The 19,016-nt window shown below is 35.3% G+C and carries 19 protein-coding genes and 1 pseudogene; 17 read left to right on the top strand and 3 right to left on the bottom strand.

Annotated features, from left to right (window positions below):
- Window positions 1-143 precede the first annotated feature (143 nt).
- The 11 genes and pseudogenes from ACUN0F_RS30435 to ACUN0F_RS30385 all read left to right on the top strand — a co-directional run bounded on the left by ACUN0F_RS30435 (window position 144) and on the right by ACUN0F_RS30385 (window position 10,474).
- Window positions 144-1,115, top strand: coding sequence for a phosphotransferase enzyme family protein (locus ACUN0F_RS30435; RefSeq protein ID WP_445540703.1), 972 nt, complete (start codon window positions 144-146; stop codon window positions 1,113-1,115).
- A 159-nt stretch (window positions 1,116-1,274) separates the two neighbouring features.
- Window positions 1,275-2,735 (top strand): alanine/glycine:cation symporter family protein, encoded by a 1,461-nt coding sequence (locus ACUN0F_RS30430; RefSeq protein ID WP_264462342.1) that lies wholly within the window; start codon window positions 1,275-1,277, stop codon window positions 2,733-2,735.
- Between the two features lie 142 nt (window positions 2,736-2,877).
- Entirely contained in the window at window positions 2,878-3,609 is a 732-nt protein-coding gene (locus ACUN0F_RS30425) for an amino acid ABC transporter ATP-binding protein (protein ID WP_445540702.1), read from the top strand.
- Window positions 3,610-3,621: 12 nt separating this feature from the next.
- On the top strand, window positions 3,622-4,452 hold the full coding sequence (gene glnH, locus ACUN0F_RS30420) for a glutamine ABC transporter substrate-binding protein GlnH (protein ID WP_193673769.1): 831 nt from the start codon (window positions 3,622-3,624) through the stop codon (window positions 4,450-4,452).
- Between the two features lie 100 nt (window positions 4,453-4,552).
- Window positions 4,553-5,209, top strand: coding sequence for an amino acid ABC transporter permease (locus ACUN0F_RS30415; protein ID WP_048541718.1), 657 nt, complete (start codon window positions 4,553-4,555; stop codon window positions 5,207-5,209).
- A complete protein-coding gene (locus tag ACUN0F_RS30410; protein WP_193673770.1) occupies window positions 5,210-5,854 on the top strand; it encodes an amino acid ABC transporter permease in 645 nt (214 codons plus the stop codon).
- A 204-nt stretch (window positions 5,855-6,058) separates the two neighbouring features.
- On the top strand, window positions 6,059-7,477 hold the full coding sequence (locus ACUN0F_RS30405) for an amino acid permease (RefSeq protein ID WP_046953813.1): 1,419 nt from the start codon (window positions 6,059-6,061) through the stop codon (window positions 7,475-7,477).
- A complete protein-coding gene (locus ACUN0F_RS30400) occupies window positions 7,461-7,838 on the top strand; it encodes an OsmC family protein (protein ID WP_445540701.1) in 378 nt (125 codons plus the stop codon). Before ACUN0F_RS30405 ends, ACUN0F_RS30400 begins: the two co-directional genes overlap by 17 nt.
- A 62-nt stretch (window positions 7,839-7,900) precedes the next feature.
- Window positions 7,901-8,335: pseudogene (locus ACUN0F_RS30395) on the top strand (HIT family protein).
- 179 nt (window positions 8,336-8,514) lie between these two features.
- The gene (locus ACUN0F_RS30390) at window positions 8,515-9,072 is read left to right on the top strand and encodes an RNA polymerase sigma factor (protein WP_445540700.1); all 558 of its coding nucleotides are present in this window, start codon (window positions 8,515-8,517) and stop codon (window positions 9,070-9,072) included.
- On the top strand, window positions 9,038-10,474 hold the full coding sequence (locus ACUN0F_RS30385) for a DUF4367 domain-containing protein (protein ID WP_445540699.1): 1,437 nt from the start codon (window positions 9,038-9,040) through the stop codon (window positions 10,472-10,474). The genes ACUN0F_RS30390 and ACUN0F_RS30385 overlap by 35 nt, the downstream gene beginning before the upstream one ends.
- Before the next feature lie 28 nt (window positions 10,475-10,502).
- Here the strand turns inward: ACUN0F_RS30385 and ACUN0F_RS30380 are convergent, their stop codons facing one another.
- On the bottom strand, window positions 10,503-11,456 hold the full coding sequence (locus ACUN0F_RS30380; protein WP_106102433.1) for a helix-turn-helix transcriptional regulator: 954 nt from the start codon (window positions 11,454-11,456) through the stop codon (window positions 10,503-10,505).
- A gap of 107 nt (window positions 11,457-11,563) precedes the next feature.
- Here ACUN0F_RS30380 and ACUN0F_RS30375 point away from each other — a divergent pair, with 107 nt between their 5' ends.
- A complete protein-coding gene (locus ACUN0F_RS30375; RefSeq protein WP_445540698.1) occupies window positions 11,564-12,088 on the top strand; it encodes a dihydrofolate reductase family protein in 525 nt (174 codons plus the stop codon).
- A 202-nt stretch (window positions 12,089-12,290) separates the two neighbouring features.
- Entirely contained in the window at window positions 12,291-12,713 is a 423-nt protein-coding gene (locus tag ACUN0F_RS30370) for a hypothetical protein (protein WP_001032607.1), read from the top strand.
- A 236-nt stretch (window positions 12,714-12,949) separates the two neighbouring features.
- Here ACUN0F_RS30370 and ACUN0F_RS30365 read toward each other — a convergent pair whose 3' ends face one another.
- Entirely contained in the window at window positions 12,950-14,320 is a 1,371-nt protein-coding gene (locus ACUN0F_RS30365) for a sensor histidine kinase (RefSeq protein WP_327987972.1), read from the bottom strand.
- Window positions 14,321-14,331: 11 nt separating this feature from the next.
- Window positions 14,332-15,009, bottom strand: a complete 678-nt coding sequence (locus ACUN0F_RS30360; protein ID WP_445540697.1) for a response regulator transcription factor — start codon at window positions 15,007-15,009, stop codon at window positions 14,332-14,334.
- Window positions 15,010-15,183: 174 nt separating this feature from the next.
- Here ACUN0F_RS30360 and ACUN0F_RS30355 point away from each other — a divergent pair, with 174 nt between their 5' ends.
- The 4 genes from ACUN0F_RS30355 (at window position 15,184) to ACUN0F_RS30340 (ending at window position 19,013) form a co-directional block, all read left to right on the top strand.
- Window positions 15,184-16,431, top strand: coding sequence for a cell wall-binding repeat-containing protein (locus ACUN0F_RS30355; RefSeq protein ID WP_445540696.1), 1,248 nt, complete (start codon window positions 15,184-15,186; stop codon window positions 16,429-16,431).
- 305 nt (window positions 16,432-16,736) lie between these two features.
- Entirely contained in the window at window positions 16,737-18,188 is a 1,452-nt protein-coding gene (locus ACUN0F_RS30350; RefSeq protein WP_445540695.1) for a SulP family inorganic anion transporter, read from the top strand.
- Window positions 18,189-18,253: 65 nt separating this feature from the next.
- Window positions 18,254-18,676, top strand: a complete 423-nt coding sequence (locus ACUN0F_RS30345; RefSeq protein ID WP_000277998.1) for a universal stress protein — start codon at window positions 18,254-18,256, stop codon at window positions 18,674-18,676.
- 211 nt (window positions 18,677-18,887) lie between these two features.
- Window positions 18,888-19,013: a DUF4027 family protein gene (locus ACUN0F_RS30340; RefSeq protein WP_082181333.1), complete on the top strand. Its 126-nt coding sequence runs from the start codon at window positions 18,888-18,890 to the stop codon at window positions 19,011-19,013.
- The last annotated feature ends 3 nt before the right edge of the window (window positions 19,014-19,016 follow it).

Genomic DNA, 19,016 nt, shown 5'->3' with positions numbered 1-19,016 from the left:
GCTTTTTGTGAGAAATTTATGCTTGGATTATTTGGGAAATAGGCTTGAAGGTTATGTTCCGTCATCTTCTACGTACTATTCAATTTCATAGCAGTATTTCTCACTTTTGTGTCGAATTAAGAAGATATATAGGAGGGATACATATGGAAATAGTAGTAGAACGAGTTTTTACAAAAGAAATTTTAGCAAGAGCAGCAAAGGCATTTCATGTAACAGTGGAAGAAAAGCCAATTGGAGATTTTGAAAATTATATTTTTAAGGCAAAGGGTGATCGTGGCGAAGATTACGTATTGCGTTTAACTCACTCTTCTCATCGTTCCAAAAAAGAGGTAGAGGCCGAACTAGATTTTTTACGATATGTTGCGGAGCATGGGGCAAAGGTAGCGGGGCCTCTTTATTCAACGTCTCAAAATCTTGTAGAAGAAATTGGAGCAGAGGATGGAACTTTCTTTTTCGCTTCCTTATTTACATATGCAAAAGGTGAGCAAGTAAAAGGAGAAGGATCGCCTTATTGGGGAGATGCTTATTTTGAAGCATGGGGAAAAGCGATTGGGCAACTACATCGCCTAACAATGAACTATCCTAAAACAGATTATCGTGATACGTGGGAAGAAAACGAGAGTGGGATTGTTAATGAATTAGAAGATGATCAAGTGAAAAAAATCGCTGCGGTATTAATGGATGAGATAAAGGCTCTTCCAATTGAAAGAGAAACGTTCGGCCTTATGCATGGTGATATTCATCCAGGTAATTTTCATTATGATGGTAAAGAGTTAACAATCTTTGATTTTGATGATGCGGCTTATAATTACTTTATACATGATTTAGCGATGGTTCTCTATTACTCTGTTCTATTTACACCGTGGACAGCGGAAGAGAAGACAGACTTTGCTCGTAAACAGCTACAAGTGTTACGAAAAGGCTATGAGTATGAGCACAGACTAGCGGATAGTTGGTATGAATCGTTACCGTTGTTCTTACGTCTACGTGATGTTGGTTTATACGGTACACTTCAAAAGAAGTTTAAGGGGAAAGATATGCCAGATAACTTCCGAGAATTATCAGAAGAGCTATATGAAAGAATTATAAAAAGAGAAGCAATTGTGAATATATAATACATTTTTGTGAAAACAAAGTATACAGAATAAATGTATGCTTTGTTTTTTTATACAAAAATATGTTTGTTTTATTAAAATAATATTGTTATAGATTCGGTATACACTTATAATTTTATATATATTCTGAATATTCTTTATAAAGAAGGAGGGGGAATGTTGGAAGCTTTCGTAAATTGGTTAAATAATATTGTTTGGAGTCCAGCACTTGTTTATTTATGTTTAGGAGTAGGTTTATATTTTTCCATTCGAACGAGGTTTTTACAAGTAAGGCATGTAGGCGAAATGGTTAAGCTGACATTTCAAGGTGAAAAATCAGAGGCTGGTGTTTCTTCATTCCAAGCGTTAGCACTTTCGTTATCAGGGCGCGTTGGGACAGGGAATATAGCTGGGGTAGCAACAGCGGTTGCATTCGGTGGACCAGGAGCTGTATTTTGGATGTGGGCAGTGGCCTTTTTAGGAGCAGGATCAGCTTATGTAGAATCTACCTTAGCACAAATATATAAGACGAAACATCAAGGGCAGTTTCGTGGTGGACCTGCTTATTACATTGAAAAAGGTTTAGGTGTGAAATGGTATGCGTTAGTATTCGTTGCAGCGACAATTCTTGCAACGGGGCTTTTACTACCAGGCGTGCAAGCAAATAGTATTGCTGTAAGTCTAGAAACAGCTTTTGGTATTAATACTTCTGTATCTGGTGCGGTATTAGTAGCGGCATTAGCACTTATTATTTTTGGTGGAGTTAAGCGAATTGTTAACGTAGCGCAAGTTGTAGTACCGTTTATGGCGCTTGGCTATATTTTAGTAGCCTGTGTAATTGTTGCTATGAATATTGAAAAGTTGCCAGAAGCATTTATGTTAATTATAAGAAGTGCTTTTGCATTAGAGGCGGCTTTCGGTGGTATTATCGGTTTAGCAATTTCTTGGGGAGTAAAACGTGGTATTTATTCCAATGAAGCAGGGCAAGGAACTGGGCCACATGCAGCGGCAGCAGCTGAAGTATCACATCCAGCTAAGCAAGGTTTAGTGCAAGCATTTTCCGTTTACATTGATACATTATTTGTTTGTTCAGCAACAGCATTTATGATGATTATTACAGGCATGTATAATGTATTTGATGCAAGCGGAAAAAACTTTATCGTAAATAAATTAAATGGTGCACAGCCAGGACCGGGATATACACAGGCAGCAGTAGAATCTGTTTTCCCTGGATTTGGAAACGGTTTCGTTGCCATTTCGTTACTATTCTTTGCATTTACAACAATTATGGCGTATTACTACATTGCAGAAACGAATATCGCGTACTTAAATCGTGATAAAGACCGCCCTTGGTTGTCTATGGTACTAAAATTTGTCTTTTTAGGTGCTGTATTCTACGGCTGTATAAAAACAGCAGCCACGGCTTGGGCTTTAGGTGACATCGGTGTAGGGATTATGGCATGGGTAAATATCATTGCGATTTTACTATTACAAAAACCTGCATTAGTTGCATTAAAGGATTATGAAAAGCAGAAAAAAGAAGGAAAAGATCCAGTATTCGATCCAGGGCCATTAGGCATTAAAAATGCTGATTTCTGGGAGCATGAATACGGAAAAGATAAGAAGGAAGAAGTATCTTAACTTAATAGAATAGAAATGAAAAAGCAAAGGGAAAATGCCTTTGCTTTTTTTATGGACAAAATGAGGCTGGAAGTTATTTTTTTGCCTATTTTTGAATATAAAAAGAATGTACATGCTTTGTTAGGGGAAGGAGGGGGAGAGTATGTTGATAGAGTTTCGTAATGTAAATGAATATTATGGCAACTTTCAAGTTTTAAAAGATATTAATGTGCAAGTGAAAAAAGGTGAAGTGGTAGTAGTTGTTGGTCCTTCAGGATCAGGAAAAAGCACGTTGCTTCGGTGTATAAATCAGCTAGAGACAATTACAGATGGAGAGTTACTTGTACAAAATACGGAGGTACACAATACAAAAACAGATATGAATGAATTACGCCGGAATATTGGGATGGTCTTTCAACATTTTTATTTATATCCACATAAAACGGTTCTTCAAAATATTACACTAGCACCGATTAAAGTAAATAAAGTTTCAAAAGAGGAAGCTGAGAAAACAGCGATGTTTTATTTAGAGAAAGTAGGAATTCCGGAGAAGGCTAGTGTATACCCGCATCAATTATCCGGAGGACAACAGCAAAGGGTAGCGATTGCTAGGGGATTGGCAATGCAGCCGGAAATTATGCTATTCGATGAGCCTACGTCTGCTCTTGATCCGGAGATGATTGGGGAAGTACTTGATGTTATGAAAACACTAGCTAAAGAAGGAATGACAATGGTCGTTGTCACGCATGAAATGGGATTTGCGCGAGAAGTAGCAGATCGGATCTTATTTATGGATGATGGTCAAATTATTGAAGATACGACACCAACACAATTTTTTGCAAATCCTGAACAGGAAAGAGCTCGTCTATTTTTAAGCCGAGTGTTAAATCATTAAAGGAGGAATTTCATGCTTAAAATAAAAAAGCTATTTATGTTAATCGTATTTTCATGTTTATTCGTACTTGTCGTTGCCGGATGCGGAAGTAAAAAAGATGAGGCGAAAGAAACGAATACGAAGCAAGGCGGAGCTGTGGAGCAAATTAAAAAGCGCGGGAAACTAGTAGTTGGGGTGAAGAATGATACGAACTTATTTGGATTAAAAAATCCTTCCACTGGGCAGGTAGAAGGATTTGATGTTGATGTCGCGAAAGCACTTGCGAAAAAAATTCTCGGAGATGAAAAGAAACTAGAATTAAAAGAAGTAACATCTAAAACGCGTATTCCACTATTGAAAAACGGTGATATTGATGCAATTATCGCAACAATGACAATTACAGAAGAACGTAAAAAAGAAGTGGATTTTTCAGATGTATATTTTAAAGCGGGGCAATCGTTACTTGTGAAAAAAGGGAGCGATATTAAAAGTATTGATGATGTGAAAAAGGGTGTGAAAGTGTTAGCTGTAAAAGGTTCAACGTCTACAAATAATATTCGTCAAAAGTCACCAGAAGCGACTGTATTAGAATTTGAAAATTACAGTGAGGCATTTACGGCGTTAAAAGCGGGGAAAGGCGATGTTTTAACGACAGATAATGCAATTCTTTATGGCATGGCAAAACAAGATTCAAATTATGAAGTTGTAGGGAAAATTTTTACGGATGAACCGTACGGAATTGCAGTGCAAAAAGGTGCAAATGATTTGACGAAAGAGATTAATAGCTTACTAAAAGATATGAAAGCGAATGGGGAATACGATAAATTATATGAGAAATGGATTGGACAAAAACAAGAGAAGTAAAGTGAAACTTTAATTAGTGGGGCTTTATTTCTAGTGAATAGTAACAGTGAGAGGATGAGGGATGCTCATCCTCTTCTTGTAAAGAAAGAGGGGAGAATATGTGCCTGATTTTTCTATATTAACGAATAACATTGATATGTATTTAGAAGGCTTTAAGTATACAGTGATGTCTAGTGTAATTGCATTAATAGGAAGCTTTATTTTAGGAGTAATTTTGGCTGTAATGCGTATTGCGCCTATTCGTATTTTAAATTGGATAGGGTCAGCTTTTGTGGAGTTTGTAAGAAATATTCCACTTGTATTAATTGCATTTATATTTTATTTCGCTTTACCTGTAATAGGAATTACTTTAAATGGGTTTGTAGCAGGAACAGTTACGCTTACCGTATATACGGCAGCGTTTATTGCGGAAGTTATTCGCGCTGGTATTTTATCAGTCGCAAAAGGTCAAATGGAAGCAGCACGTTCCTCAGGATTGACTTATACGCAAGCAATGTACCATATCGTTTTACCCCAAGCGATGAAAATCGTAATTCCTCCTCTAGGAAATCAATTTCTCAATTTAGTAAAAAACTCTTCCATACTCGGAATTATCGCTGGTACGGATTTAATGTATCAAGGAGACTTAATTTCAACGAAGACGTTAGTTACGTTTGATGTCTATATATTTGTCGGGATGTTTTATTTAATATTAACAATTCCGCTCAGTATGCTAGTGCGTTATTTAGAAAAACGCTTAGCAAAGGAGGCGGTGTAAATGGATTTTAAGGGAGCAATTACAGGAGATCATATTCTGTTTTTATTAAAAGGATTACTCATAACATTAGAGGTAGCGCTCGTAGCGATTGTACTTAGCTTTATTATTGGTAGTATAATAGGGATATTGCGGTATATGAAAATACCTATCGTCTCACAAGTATTAGGAATTATCGTTGAAGTAATTCGAAATTTACCACTACTTTTAATTATATTTTTCACGTATTTTGCACTTCCAGAAGCAGGCTTGAAATTAGAAATTATAACAGCTACAATTGTTGCTTTAACAATATTTGAAGCAGCAATGATATCTGAAATTGTTCGAAGTGGTTTATTATCTATTGAAAAAGGACAGATTGAGGCCGCAAGATCTTCAGGATTAACGTATGTTCAAGCACTGTGGCATATCATTTTACCACAAGCATTAAGAAGAATGGTCCCGCCGCTTGTCAGTCAGTTTATTTCATTGTTGAAAGATACATCATTAGCAGTTGTTATATCACTGCCAGAGCTTATGCATAATGCTCAAATTATTAGCGGGCAGAATGTAAATTATATGATTCCAACGTTTATAGTAGTAGCTTGTATGTACTTTATCATAAATTATAGTTTATCAATTTTATCGAGAAGATTAGAAATCCGTTAACCTTTACAATATATGTAAAGGTTTTTCCTTGTTTCTCCTTATTTTCCTTTAATTATAATCTAAATCTCGCGATAATTCGATTTTTTATATTGTTTTATCAGAAAAGTTTTAATTTTATATAGAAATTGTAATCGCTTTCGTGTATATTTTTATTATCAGAAAATTTTAACAAGATATAGGGGTATCGGTAGGGGGAGAATTTAGATGCAGCAACCAACGAATGAGAAATTACATCGTACGATGAAGAGTAGACATTTATTTATGATCGCACTAGGTGGTGTAATCGGGACTGGTTTTTTCTTAGGTTCAGGTTATACCATTAATCAGGCTGGACCAGGGGGAGCCATCCTTTCATATTTAGTGGGCGGATTTATTATGTATTTAACAATGCTTTGTCTTGGAGAGTTAACGGTAGCAATGCCGGTTTCAGGTTCTTTCCAAAAGTATGCGACGAAGTTTATTGGGCCAGGAACGGGCTTTATGATTGGCTGGCTATATTGGCTTGGCTGGGCAGTGACAGTAGGACTAGAATTAACGTCAATCGGTTTAATGATGAAAAGATGGTTTCCGAATGTTGATGTTTGGGTATGGTGTCTCGTATTCGGCGTTATTCTATATGCGTCAAACGCAATTTCGGCGAAAAGTTATGCTGAATTAGAATTTTGGTTTTCTAGTATTAAAGTAGTGACAATTCTTGCGTTTGTTGTTCTTGGTGGTGGTGCATTATTAGGGTTTATATCATATGACGGAAAAGAAGCAGCACCTCTTTTCTCTAACTTTGTAAGCGATGGTGGATTATTCCCGAATGGACTAGCTGCCGTATTACTTACAATGATTACGGTTAACTTCTCATTCCAAGGAACAGAGTTAATCGGGATTGCAGCGGGAGAAAGTGAAAATCCAGAAAAAACAATTCCACGTGCAATTCGTAATACAGTATGGCGCATTATGCTATTCTTCATTTTAACAATGACGATTTTAGTAGGATTAATTTCTTGGAAAGAAGCAGGGGTAATTGAAAGTCCATTCGTAGTCGTATTTGATAAAATCGGTATTCCATACGCAGCTGATATTATGAACTTCGTTATTATTACAGCGTTACTATCTGTAGCGAATTCAGGATTATATGCGGCAACTCGTATATTATGGTCACTTGCAAATGAAGGAATGGCACCAACATCGTTCAAGAAAGTAAATAAACGAGGTATTCCAATTACAGCGTTAGTCGTAACGATTGCGGTAGCAGGGTTATCTTTATTCACAAGCTTCCTTGCAGAAGATACAGTATACATGTACTTATTATCTATAGCTGGTTTATCGGCTGTTTCAAGTTGGATCATTATTGCTCTATCTCAACTTCGCTTTAGAAGTCAGTATATAAAAGGTGGAGGAAAGTTAGAGGACTTAAAGTATAGAACACCGTTATATCCAATTGTTCCTATTTTAGCTTTAATTACAAATAGCATCGTTGTTATTAGTTTAGCGTTTATTCCAGAACAAAGAATGGCGTTATACTGTGGTATTCCATTTATCATTTTCTGCTATATATATTATTATATGAGTAAGAAACGGAAGAAACCGATGAAAGTGGAGATGGAAGCGAAGTATGAAAATAAAAATTAAGCATGATGGTATAGAGGCAGATTTATCGTATGGTCCATTAGCGATTGGAAAAGAAAATGGGTATTCACCGTTACAATTACTCGTTTCTTCTATCGCAGGATGTAGTGCAATTGTCTTTCGAACAATTTTAGAAAAGAAACGTATTACATACGATACGTTTACAATTGAAACTGAAACTGGTAGAAGTGAAGCTTTATCAAAACCAGTTGAAAGTGTTCATTTGCACTATAAAATTAAAGCCCAAAACATTACAAAAGAGCAATTGGATAAGGCACTACAACTTGCAGTGAAAAATTGCACGATTGTTCAATCGGTAAAAGATAGTATAAAAGTTACGGAAACAATTGAACTAATAAAGTGAAACATAAAAACGTGAGAATACGGCTCTCACGTTTTTATGTTTTAGAGAGAGGAGAAAGTGTAATGGAATGTTTAGGATGTAAATTAGCCAACGAACAAGAAATTATATATCAAATATATGAAGATGACTATGTAACATGTTTTTTAGATCATGAACCTTTTTATCCAGGTCATACTTTAATTGTGCCAAAGCAGCATGTTGTAGAAGTGGACGAATTAGATGATATTGTAGCAAAAGCGATTATGGATGCTTCTAAGCTGATTGCAAAAGCGATTAAGTCATTATATAAACCTGACGGAATTACAATTTGCCAAAATGGTGGAGTATTTAACGAGTTAACACATTACCATATGCATGTCGTCCCAAGATATAAAGAGCGTTCGTTTGCTGAGTTTTATACGGTACAACCGGGAGAATAGCAGAATCATAACTTAGAAGAGACAAAGAATTTGTTAAAAGAAGCGATAGAGCAAATACCGCCTACTGAAAAGGCATAAGAGGGATGTTCTTAATGGAACAGTCAGGAAAATTCTAATAAACAAAAGCCCAATTTCTTAGTTACAATAGAGAAATTGGGCTTTTGTTTATTCTATTATTAAATTTTATCTATAAAAAGATTTTGCAGTGTCACAAAGTATAGCGCTCATTCGTTATATAGAGTGAGAGGAGGAATTATATGAAAGTTACAAACAACGATTATGAAAAGATGGAAGAGCTATATGAGTTGTTCGAACAAAAAATTTATTATGTAGCGTATTCTATTTTAAATAATATTCAGCAGGCTGAAGATGCGGTTCAAGAGACGTTTATTACTCTTTATAAGAACTTGGAAAAGCTCCATAGCTTGAGCACAGAAGAGCTTAAACGCTACATTTTGAGGGTCGCGAAAAACAAGGCGATTGATAGTTACCGGAAAAATAAAAGACATGAAACATTTTTAGAAGAATATGAAAGAGAATCAATAGAAGCAGTAGATGAAAATATTGAAGAGTGGGAAAAACGTAAAATGTCTGAAGTTCAAATTGATACATTGCTAACAGAATTAAGTGAATCTAACAGACAAGTGTTTAAGTACAAAGTCTTCTATAACTTAACGTATCAAGAAATTTCAAGTGTCATGGGGATAACGGAGGCTAATGTCCGCAAGCAGTTTGAACGCGCTCGAAAACGAGTCCAAAATATGATGGGAGGTATACAACATGACGAATTCAAAGAACTCCAAAGAAATATATGAACTTGCTGAAAAAATTGCTTTAGATGATTTTGATAAATCCGAAGAACAACATAAATTTTCACATACATATACGCGCAAAAAGAAATTGTTTATGGAGGAAATGAAGTTGAAAGATGGACAACCGCAGAAAAAGCGTAAAAAACATCGTATGTTAATCGCTGCTGCTTGTTTATTGATTGGTATGCCGACAACCGTTTTTGGTGCAGTAAAAGTCTACAATATGATTGTTCAAAAACAAAATTACGAAGTAAATGTTTCAGTAATAAATAAGGATTCGAAAAAGGATAATAAGTGGTATAAGTTGAAGGTTGGTAAATTGCCAGAAAATATGGAAGCAATTGATGACTCTGCAATGAAATATTCATTTAAAGATAACGACGCAAATGGAGGCTTTTCATTTGCTCTTTGGAGAGTAGGGGAAAATGCGGACTTTCAAACTTTATATTCAAAAAGCTACGAAGAAAAAGAGATAAGTGGCAAGAAAGCAGTAATTGTTCATAAAGAAACTGGAAACAACAATGTAATGTTTGATAGGAAGGTCTTTCTCTTTTTTGAGAAAGAAGGGATTATGTTAGAAAGTTTTATTGGATCAGATGTAAATGAAGAACAAATGATGGATGTGTTAGGGAACATTTCACTTGAGCCTACGTCAAAAGGAAAGGCAGCACATATAACAGATTATGATAAAAAGTATTTTAGCGAAGCGGATGAACCTAAAAAAAATAAGGTGATTCCTTTGAAAAAAGATAGTAAACGACTATTTCATATAGGACAAAAGATTCCAGTAACGATATCTATGGATAACAGCCAAATTGAATATATGATAGAAAAAGTTGAAGTTTTTGATTCAATTAAAGATTTTAAACAAGAGAACTTTAATGAATTTGGCTTAGGGATATTAAGCAAGAAGAAGGCTTTAGATCACACGGGAAAATTGCTATCGTACAGACGGGATGTATATAAATTAGGGAATGGTAAAGATTCAATTGATACATTAGTAGATTCAAAATTAGTTAATGTTAAATTTGTCTACCTGACAACAACAGTGAAAAATATAGGTAAACAGGCGACAGAAGAAATCTATATGCATCCATCTATAAAGCTGCTTAAATCTGAAGGTAGTGCATGGAAATACGCTAAAGAAGAGGGAATGGACGCAACGCGTATTATGACGGGAGAAGTTGATTATTTAGAGCCTCACGGAGATGGGAAAAGCTTCTACAATATTGGCAGTATCCAACCAGGAGAAACGGTAAAAGTTAAATTAGGTTATTTTGTAGATGAGGATAAACTAGATTCAATCTTCCTGGATGCTTTCCATTACAGAGGGAATGGAAGTACTGAAAATATGAATGCATCATATCGTTGGTGGATTGATATTCGTCAACAGTCAAAACAATAGGAACAAATACACAAAAAGCTGCTTATATTTAGCAGCTTTTTTCGTCTTCATACATATGTAAAACTTCTTTTGCACGTATACGTAAACCATCTATCAATTCTTTCGGTTCTAAAACTCTTGCATCTTTTCCAAGTCTATAAAATAAAGGAGTAATAAAGTTAATTTCACCTTTATCAATTGTTGAATGTATATATCCTGTCCCGTCTTCGTTTACTACCACGAATTCTTCAAGGTAAGGAACGCTTTTACATTGGCGCACGCCTTCTGCTGTTAATGAGACATGTAACTGGGTAGGAATATGCACTACGTTAGAGCTAGAGGCAAACCATTCTTCTAAATTCATGAACGTATTTTTATTTTCTTCTGTTGATAATATAGAAAGAATACGATCAACGCGATACAGTAAAACTTTTTTTCTACTGAAGTCATAGGATGGTAAGTACCATAGCCCGTCATGAGCATATACACCGATAGGGTGAACATGTTTTGTTTTTATTCCCGATTTAGATTCGTATTGAAAGTGTAAATTTTTATTTTCAATAGCCGCAGTTAACACTTCGTTTAAAAGTGGTGTCTCAATTGTTCTCTTCGGATTCCAAAAAGTGATATAAGAACGTATTTTAGCAACTTTCGCTTTCGCATCATGTTGTAGAGAACTATACAGTTTATGTGTAACGGAATTGATTTCTGCGTTGAAGGGCAAGTCTCGGTAGTAGCTTAAAGATTGAAATGCAAAAAAGATGGATACTGCTTCTTCTTCCGTAAATAAAATAGGGGGAATGACTTTATTCGTTAATACTTTATATCCTCCGTTACGACCTTGTTCTGCGTAAAGGGGTAATCCCATATCACTTAAATCTAAAATATATCTATGGACAGTACGAACAGAAATGTTAAATTCATCAGCTATTTCCTGAGCTGTAAATGTTCTTTTCGCAGAAGCGAATATAAGAATGTCTAGTAAACGTTTTGCTTTTGACAACTATCTCACTCGTTTCTTTTTTAACATGACATGAATTGTCATGTTTTAAGGTTAGTATAGTGTGTATAAGGTCATTTTATCAATATACGTTGTAAGGAGGAAAAGAGATGTCACGTGAAATTGTTTTATTTATAGCCGCTAGTTTGGATGGATATATTGCGAAAGAAAATGATGATTTAGAGTGGTTAATGGAAACGGAAGGAGAGGGAGATAACGGTTATACAGAAATGTATGAAACGATTGATACAATAATTATGGGAAAAAGAACGTACGATTATGTAGTAGAGCATATAGAACCATTCCCGTATGTAGATAAAAAATGTTTTGTTTTCTCTAACTCAGAAAAAGGTTCAAACGAACATGTGGAGTTTGTAAATGAAGATGTAGTGGAGTTTACGAAAAGGTTGAAAGAGCAAGAAGGATCTAAAATATGGATGGTCGGTGGAGGGAGTCTACTAAGAGAATTCTTTAAGAATAATTTAATTGATGAATATGTTGTTACGATTACACCGCATATATTAGGTTCTGGAGTTCCGTTATTTCAAGACAAGAATCCAGAAATTAATTTAACTTTAACGGATACGAAACGTTTTGGGCAATTTGTAAATTTATATTATAAGGAAAAGAAATAGCATACTAATGAACGGACCAAATTACATCTGATTTGGTCTGTTCGTATTCTTAGTTATAGTAAGGTTTATCTGTCCTTAACATATCAATTAGTATAAGGGATAACATATTGATTTGGATAATTCAAAAGGAAAATTGTAATTTTATGTTGAAATGAACATGGAAAGTATAAAGAAATGTACTTAGATTAATAAGGTGGTTGTCTTGAACAAAGGGAGTGAAGAATTGGATGAAAAGAAACTATTAAAATTAGTTTTAGAAATTCAAGAGCTACAAGATTTTGGGGAAGATTTTGAACATAAACTCATTGTATTTGAAAATAGTGTTCCTTATCCAAATGCAAAAGAATTATTTTTTGCTGATTACGGTGCAGAATATATTGTAAAAAGGGCTATTAATCATAAAAATATAAAATTAGGTGAGTTAAATAAAGAGGAGTTAGTTACCTTGGTTCAAAAACTTATGGATACGGAAGGAGAAGAATGGGAACAGGCAATTTGGTTGGACATGGTTGAATCGTCTGTTATTGACCCTAAAATAGGTGATTATATTTTCTGGAGCGATGACGAATTAACCGCCAGAGAAATTATAGATAAAGCATTGGCTTATAAACCATTAAAATTATAAAGTGTGTTGCTTTAAGTAGAATTAAAGGTTTATTTTAGAATAGATTGTATAAAATTAAGAGGTTTAGAAATTTGTTTAAGTTTTGTCTTTAATTTGATTTAAGCTAAAGGAGAATTTAGTTCAATAAGACAATAAAAGACGCCTAGAGTTTTTGAACTCTGGGCGTTTTCATATGCTAATTATGATGTGATTTTGTAAATCAAAACTGAACTTGTTAATTGATAATAGTTGTATTTCTATATAGATGGCAATGAAATGATAAAGCAAGACCCATGATCGACTTCGCTCGTTACAGTAATATTCCCGCCGTGTAGTTCTACAATTTCTTTCACGATAGATAGTCCTAAACCAGTTCCGCCTGTAGCTCGTGATCTTGCTTTATCAACTCGATAAAAACGGTCGAAAATGTGAGGGAGGTCTTCAGGCGGAATACCTTCGCCTTCATCTTCAATTGTAATGGAAATACGTTTATGTTCTTCTGTAACAGAAATATTTATATGAGAATGCTTTTGTGAATGTCTATAAGCGTTATTTAAAATGTTTACCACAACTTGTTCAAATCGCTGTTCATCTAAGTTTATTAGCAGTGTAGGAGGACAAGAGAAAGAAACTTTAATGTATCTTTCTTTATACATGGCATTTACTTTTTCGGCTATGCGAGTAAGGAAGGTGTGTAAATATACGTCCTTTACTTGAATAGAAAAGTTATGTTGTTCCATTTGTGCAAGTGAAAATAAATCTTGAACTAAGTTCGTAATATAATCAGACTCATCTTTTATAATAGATAAATATCGCAAACGTTGCTCAGGAGATGTGTTTTCCTTTAAAGCAATGTCAGCATAACCTCTTACGTATGTTAACGGTGTTCGTAATTCGTGAGCAACACTTGCTAGAAATTCACTTCGCTCTGTTTTCATATAATGTAAATCATTAGCAAGCGTTTGAATAGATGAGGCTAGTTCACCAATTTCGTCATTTCGAGTAGTCGTTAACGAAACGGATAAATCGCCTTTACTCATTTTTTCAGTGGCATGTTTCATGTGTAACAATGGCTTTGTTAACAACCGTGATAATAGAAAGATAGTGATGACTGTTAATAGAAACGTAATGACTCCGGCAATAATGAATTGTCTTGTTAGCCCGTTAACCATTTCCTCGATTGATTCTGTTCCGAGAAACATATATACGTAGCCTTCCGTTTTTTCAGCCACTACAATGGGGCTAACTGTACATATATAATTAGATGTTTTCCAATGATTCTCTATAATTGCTCCGTCATGATCTGTCCGTGTTTGCATTTTTTCAATATGCTTTTTTATCGTAGTATTTATTTCGTTGGATTTAGCTAGTACATCCTTATTTGCATTTGTAATAACGACAGTGGTTTCGGCTTCGGATTCCATTAGTGCAACATGGGAGATTGTTTGCTTATCAAAATACTTTTCAAGGACATCTCGGTGACTATTTCCGCGCTTTAATAAAGCTGTCATTTCTTCATTTACTCTATTGTTGACAAGGCTATAATAAAGCAAGACAAATAGAACACTTTCGATTAAAAGTGTAACAATTAAAAAATAAAATCCGAGTTGAATAGATATTCGCTTCATCGTTTTGCTCCTTAATCTAGAGTATCAATCCACCGATATCCGACTCCGTAAACAGTTTTTAAATGATGATCAATAGGAAAATTTACTTTTCGTAATTTATCACGCAAATTACGAATATGTGAATCGACTGTTCTATCTTCTGTATTTGTATTTAATCCCCAAATTCGTTCAATGAGCTGATCGCGGCTTAACACGTAGTTCACATGACGTAAAAATAACCCGATTAAGGAAAATTCGATTGGAGTGAGAAGAAGTTCTTCATTATAGACAGAAACGAAATGCTTTGCCTCATCCCATAAAATGCCGTGATATTGGATTTGCGCGTGTTGATTCGTTCGCCTTAAAACAGCTTCAATTCTTGCGAAAAGCTCTTCTTCATGGAAAGGTTTGGTTACATAATCATCCGCTCCAAGTTTTAACCCTTGGATGACATCTACCGTTTGATCACGAGCCGTTACCATAATGATAGGAACGTTACTAAAGGATCGAATTCTTTTGCACGTTTCCCACCCATCCATCTTTGGCATCATAATATCGAGTAAAACAAATTTGAAGTTTCGATTTTCTATATGTGAAATAGCTTCTTCCCCAGATACTGCACATATGCAATTGTATCCGATTGGAGTAAGATAAAGCGTTAATAATTCAAGCATTCTCGGCTCATCATCTACGAGTAGTATATCGACCATAGAGTACCTCCGCATTTGTAGTTATTAATTAAATTGTAAGTCAAAATCATGAAGAAATGGTGCAGATTATCATGCATCTGCATAATTTCTTCAGAATTGCTTGTTATTGTAAAGTTGAAATTCTATTTTAGGTAATCATATTGGCTCGAAAACGATTTATACGGAGGCGGTATAGTGAAACAGATGACCCGAATCTTTGGGATAACAATAATTACAGCAGTTGGTCTTGCTGCATGTGGACAAACGAACACGGATCATAAAAACCATGAATCTAAAGAAGAGAAAAAAACAGAGCAAACGAAAATGAAAATGAATCAGGAGGTAACTGCGCCGAAAGAAATGAACGAAGGTGCATCGAATGATTTATTAACGACAAGCTTAAAAAATGTAACGAGATTAAACACAAACGATCCTCTGCAAATGGCAGTAGTAACTTCGCAAACGATATGGCCAGCAACGCATAAAGAGAATCAGCCAGGCGCTATTATTTTAGTACCAGTAAACGAGTGGCAATTAGGTATTGCGAGTGCGGATCTTATTCACCATCCGAATAACGGGCCGATTTTATTTATAGAAAAAGAAAAGGTACCCGAAGTGACGTTAAAAGAAATAAAACGATTAAATCCGCTCGGAACGAAAGATGGAACACAAATTATGGTGATGGGGGATGTAGGTGAATCTACCCTTGAGCAATTAAAAGAATATAAAGTAAAGCAAATAAAAGAAACGGATCCAGCTACATTTGCTAAAGAAGTGGATAAAGAATATGCCGATATAACAGGAAGCTACCCGAATAGTGTTATTATCGGTTCGTCTGAAGAAGAAGGACGTTTATATACAACACCAGCTGTAAATTGGATTTCTCACATGCCAGAACCGCTTTTATATACAGAAAAAGATAAGGTGCCAGAAGCGACGATAGAGGCATTAAAAATGAGAAAAGATAAAGCGAATATATATGTATTAGGACCAGAAAAAATTATTTCAAAAGCAGTAGAAAAAGAGTTAAGTAAATACGGGAAAGTAACGCGTATTAGTGGGGAGACTCCAACAGAAAATTCGGTTGCATTTGCGAAGTTTAAAGATGAAAAAACGAAATTTGGTTGGGGGTTCACAAAACCAGGTCACGGTTTATCATTTGTTTCAAGCAAAACACCAGATTTAGCAGTTGCAGGAGCACCATTTTCACATATGGGTAAACACGCACCTGTTGTATTGTTAGGAGAAGGTAAAGCTTCACAACCAGTGTATGACTTCCTTGCTACTATTCAACCGAAGTTTAAAGATGACCCAACACTTGGACCGTATAACCATGGCTTCCTATTAGGAAGTACGAGTGATATTTCATTTGAAACACAAGGAATATTAGATGAAAGATTAGAGATTGTGCAAGAAGGTGGTCAAGGGCACGGTGGACATTAATAAAATGAGCAAAGGCGCTACTAAGGTAGCGTCTTTTTCTGTAGGAAACTTTTACATAGCAAAAATCTCTCTACTCGTTATATAATATCCTTCGTGCAGTCGGCTTAGATTTTCTTATGGAGAAAATCAAATGATAAAGTGAAACTTTAATCAGTGGGGGTGTTCATCCCCCACTGATTATTAGTTGAACCAATCGGGCTTTTATGGGCAGTTGATCCCCACCCAACTTCTTTGCTTCCGCTGAATTTTGAGGTGGGGGTCTTACTGCCCGTTAATGCGGGATAAAAGAGTAGAGGAGTGGTATTTTGTTTCAAACGATAAAAAATGACTGGTTCTCCAATGTGAGAGGAGACGTGCTATCGGGAATTGTCGTTGCTTTAGCGTTAATTCCTGAAGCGATTGCTTTCTCAGTTATTGCAGGCGTGGACCCGACCGTTGGGTTATACGCAGCCTTTTGTATTGCAGTTACCATTTCATTTGTTGGCGGACGAACTGGGATGATTTCAGCTGCAACAGGTGCAATGGCATTATTAATGGTCACGCTCGTTAAGGATCATGGTTTGCAATACTTATTTGCTACAACAATATTAACCGGTATTGTCCAAATTATTTTTGGCGTGTTCAAACTGAGCTCATTTATGAAGTTTGTTCCTAAATCTGTTATGAGTGGTTTTTTAAATTCACTTGGAATTTTAGTTTTTACAGCGCAATTGCCACATTTTAAAAATGCAACTTGGCAAATGTATGCACTTGTCGCATTAGGACTTGCAATTATATATGTATTTCCACGTATTACGACAGCTGTACCGTCTACACTTATTTCCATTATTATTGTGACAAGTATTGCACTTATGAGCGGATTACAGTTAAAAACAGTAGGGGATATGGGAAGCCTGCCGAAAGAATTACCGTTCTTTAGCATGCCTGACGTGCCTTTTACACTTGAGACATTAGGGATTATTTTACCGTACGCAGTTATGCTTGCAATTATCGGTTTACTAGAGTCTTTATTAACAGCTTCAGTTTTAGATGATATGACGCATACGGAAAGTAATAAACATAAAGAGGCACGTGGTCAAGGTATCGCAAACATTGTCGTTGGTTTCTTCGGAGGAATGGCAGGATGTGCAATGATTGGACAATCTGTTATTAATATTAAATCAGGTGGACGAGGTCGTTTATCAACATTTGTAGCGGGTGGATTTCTAATCGTATTACTGTTCGTTTTAGGTGACTATGTCGTTCATATTCCAATGGCAGCTTTAGTTGCAGTTATGATTATGGTTTCAATTGGAACATTTGATTGGAACTCTGTGACAACGATTCATAAAGTACCAAAAGGGAATGCATTTGTTATGATCGTAACAGTTGTGATTGTCCTAATTACACATAATTTAGCATTAGGTGTAATTATCGGAACAGTAATTAGTGCGGTTTTATTTGCATTCAATATGGCAAAGATTCACGTGAAACATTTATATATTGAAAATAAGAAAATATACGAAATTCATGGTCAACTTTTCTTCGCATCTACAGCAGACTTTATAAATAATTTTTCATTCAATGAAGATGTAAAAGAAATTGAGTTGAACTTTACTTATGCGCATATATGGGATGATTCAGCAGTAGCCGCAATTGATAAAGTGATTATGAAGTATGAACAAAGTGACGTGAAAGTAAGTATAACGGGATTAAATGAACGAAGCTCGAAAATTATTTCAAATTTAGCTACTTATAATAAAAGAATTGCAAGTTAGAAGCCTCCTTTTTAGGGGGCTTTAATATATAATACGAGTAGGATAACGAAAAGGGGATTCAGCATATGTACAAACAAATTATATTAGCATGTGATGGTTCTGAACATGCACTTCGAGCAGCGGAACATGCAACATATATTGCGAAATGTAGCGAAGAAACAAATGTTGAAGTTGTGTACGTAGTAGATAATAGAACGGCAAAATCAGATATTATACAAGGCCAAACAGATTTAGAAACAATATCGGCTAGTCGAAAAGATAAATTAAAAGAGATTGAAGGTTTATTAAAGAAAGAGAACATTTCTTATACAATTACGATATTACATGGCGATCCAGGAGATACGATTGTTCAATATGTAAATACAGGGGATATAGATCTCGTTATCGCTGGCAGTAGAGGGTTAAATACATTGCAAGAGATGGTACTTGGTAGTGTCAGTCATAAAATAGCAAAGCGTGTAAAATGCCCGGTGATGATTATAAAGTAAATTGAATGAGATATTTTGTAGTGTAAGCAAGACCTTGATGTAATTCGAGGTCTTTTTTGACGTATAAAGGGAGAGAGCTTGGACATACTAGATATATAAGTTTAAAGGGAAATTATTAACTTACAAATTTGTAAGTTAGTTGTTAGTAAAATCGATGTTATGAAAATTTTCCCATTGGTAAAATAAGAGTATCAAAGGGGAGATAGGGAGGATGGAAGCAATGAAATCATTTCAAAATTTATCATACAGTCAAGGGGTAAGCTTAATTTGTTTAGGAGGATTTGCTGCATCTGTTACGTTAGCTGTTGTAATAAAGATGATTCATCAAATCTTTTAATCT

This window comes from Bacillus sp. 1A (genome assembly GCF_052682215.1).
Note: the sequence above shows the minus strand (reverse complement) of the source record. Positions and strands in the feature narration are given on the sequence as shown.

Coding starts and splice junctions, on each gene's coding strand:
- ACUN0F_RS30435 (WP_445540703.1), top strand. CDS start 144: ATGGAAATAGTAGTAGAACGAGTTTTTACAAAAGAAATTTTAGCAAGA.
- ACUN0F_RS30425 (WP_445540702.1), top strand. CDS start 2,878: ATGTTGATAGAGTTTCGTAATGTAAATGAATATTATGGCAACTTTCAA.
- glnH (WP_193673769.1), top strand. CDS start 3,622: ATGCTTAAAATAAAAAAGCTATTTATGTTAATCGTATTTTCATGTTTA.
- ACUN0F_RS30410 (WP_193673770.1), top strand. CDS start 5,210: ATGGATTTTAAGGGAGCAATTACAGGAGATCATATTCTGTTTTTATTA.
- ACUN0F_RS30405 (WP_046953813.1), top strand. CDS start 6,059: ATGCAGCAACCAACGAATGAGAAATTACATCGTACGATGAAGAGTAGA.
- ACUN0F_RS30400 (WP_445540701.1), top strand. CDS start 7,461: ATGAAAATAAAAATTAAGCATGATGGTATAGAGGCAGATTTATCGTAT.
- ACUN0F_RS30390 (WP_445540700.1), top strand. CDS start 8,515: ATGAAAGTTACAAACAACGATTATGAAAAGATGGAAGAGCTATATGAG.
- ACUN0F_RS30385 (WP_445540699.1), top strand. CDS start 9,038: ATGACGAATTCAAAGAACTCCAAAGAAATATATGAACTTGCTGAAAAA.
- ACUN0F_RS30375 (WP_445540698.1), top strand. CDS start 11,564: ATGTCACGTGAAATTGTTTTATTTATAGCCGCTAGTTTGGATGGATAT.
- ACUN0F_RS30365 (WP_327987972.1), bottom strand. CDS start 14,320: ATGAAGCGAATATCTATTCAACTCGGATTTTATTTTTTAATTGTTACA.
- ACUN0F_RS30360 (WP_445540697.1), bottom strand. CDS start 15,009: ATGGTCGATATACTACTCGTAGATGATGAGCCGAGAATGCTTGAATTA.
- ACUN0F_RS30345 (WP_000277998.1), top strand. CDS start 18,254: ATGTACAAACAAATTATATTAGCATGTGATGGTTCTGAACATGCACTT.
- ACUN0F_RS30340 (WP_082181333.1), top strand. CDS start 18,888: ATGGAAGCAATGAAATCATTTCAAAATTTATCATACAGTCAAGGGGTA.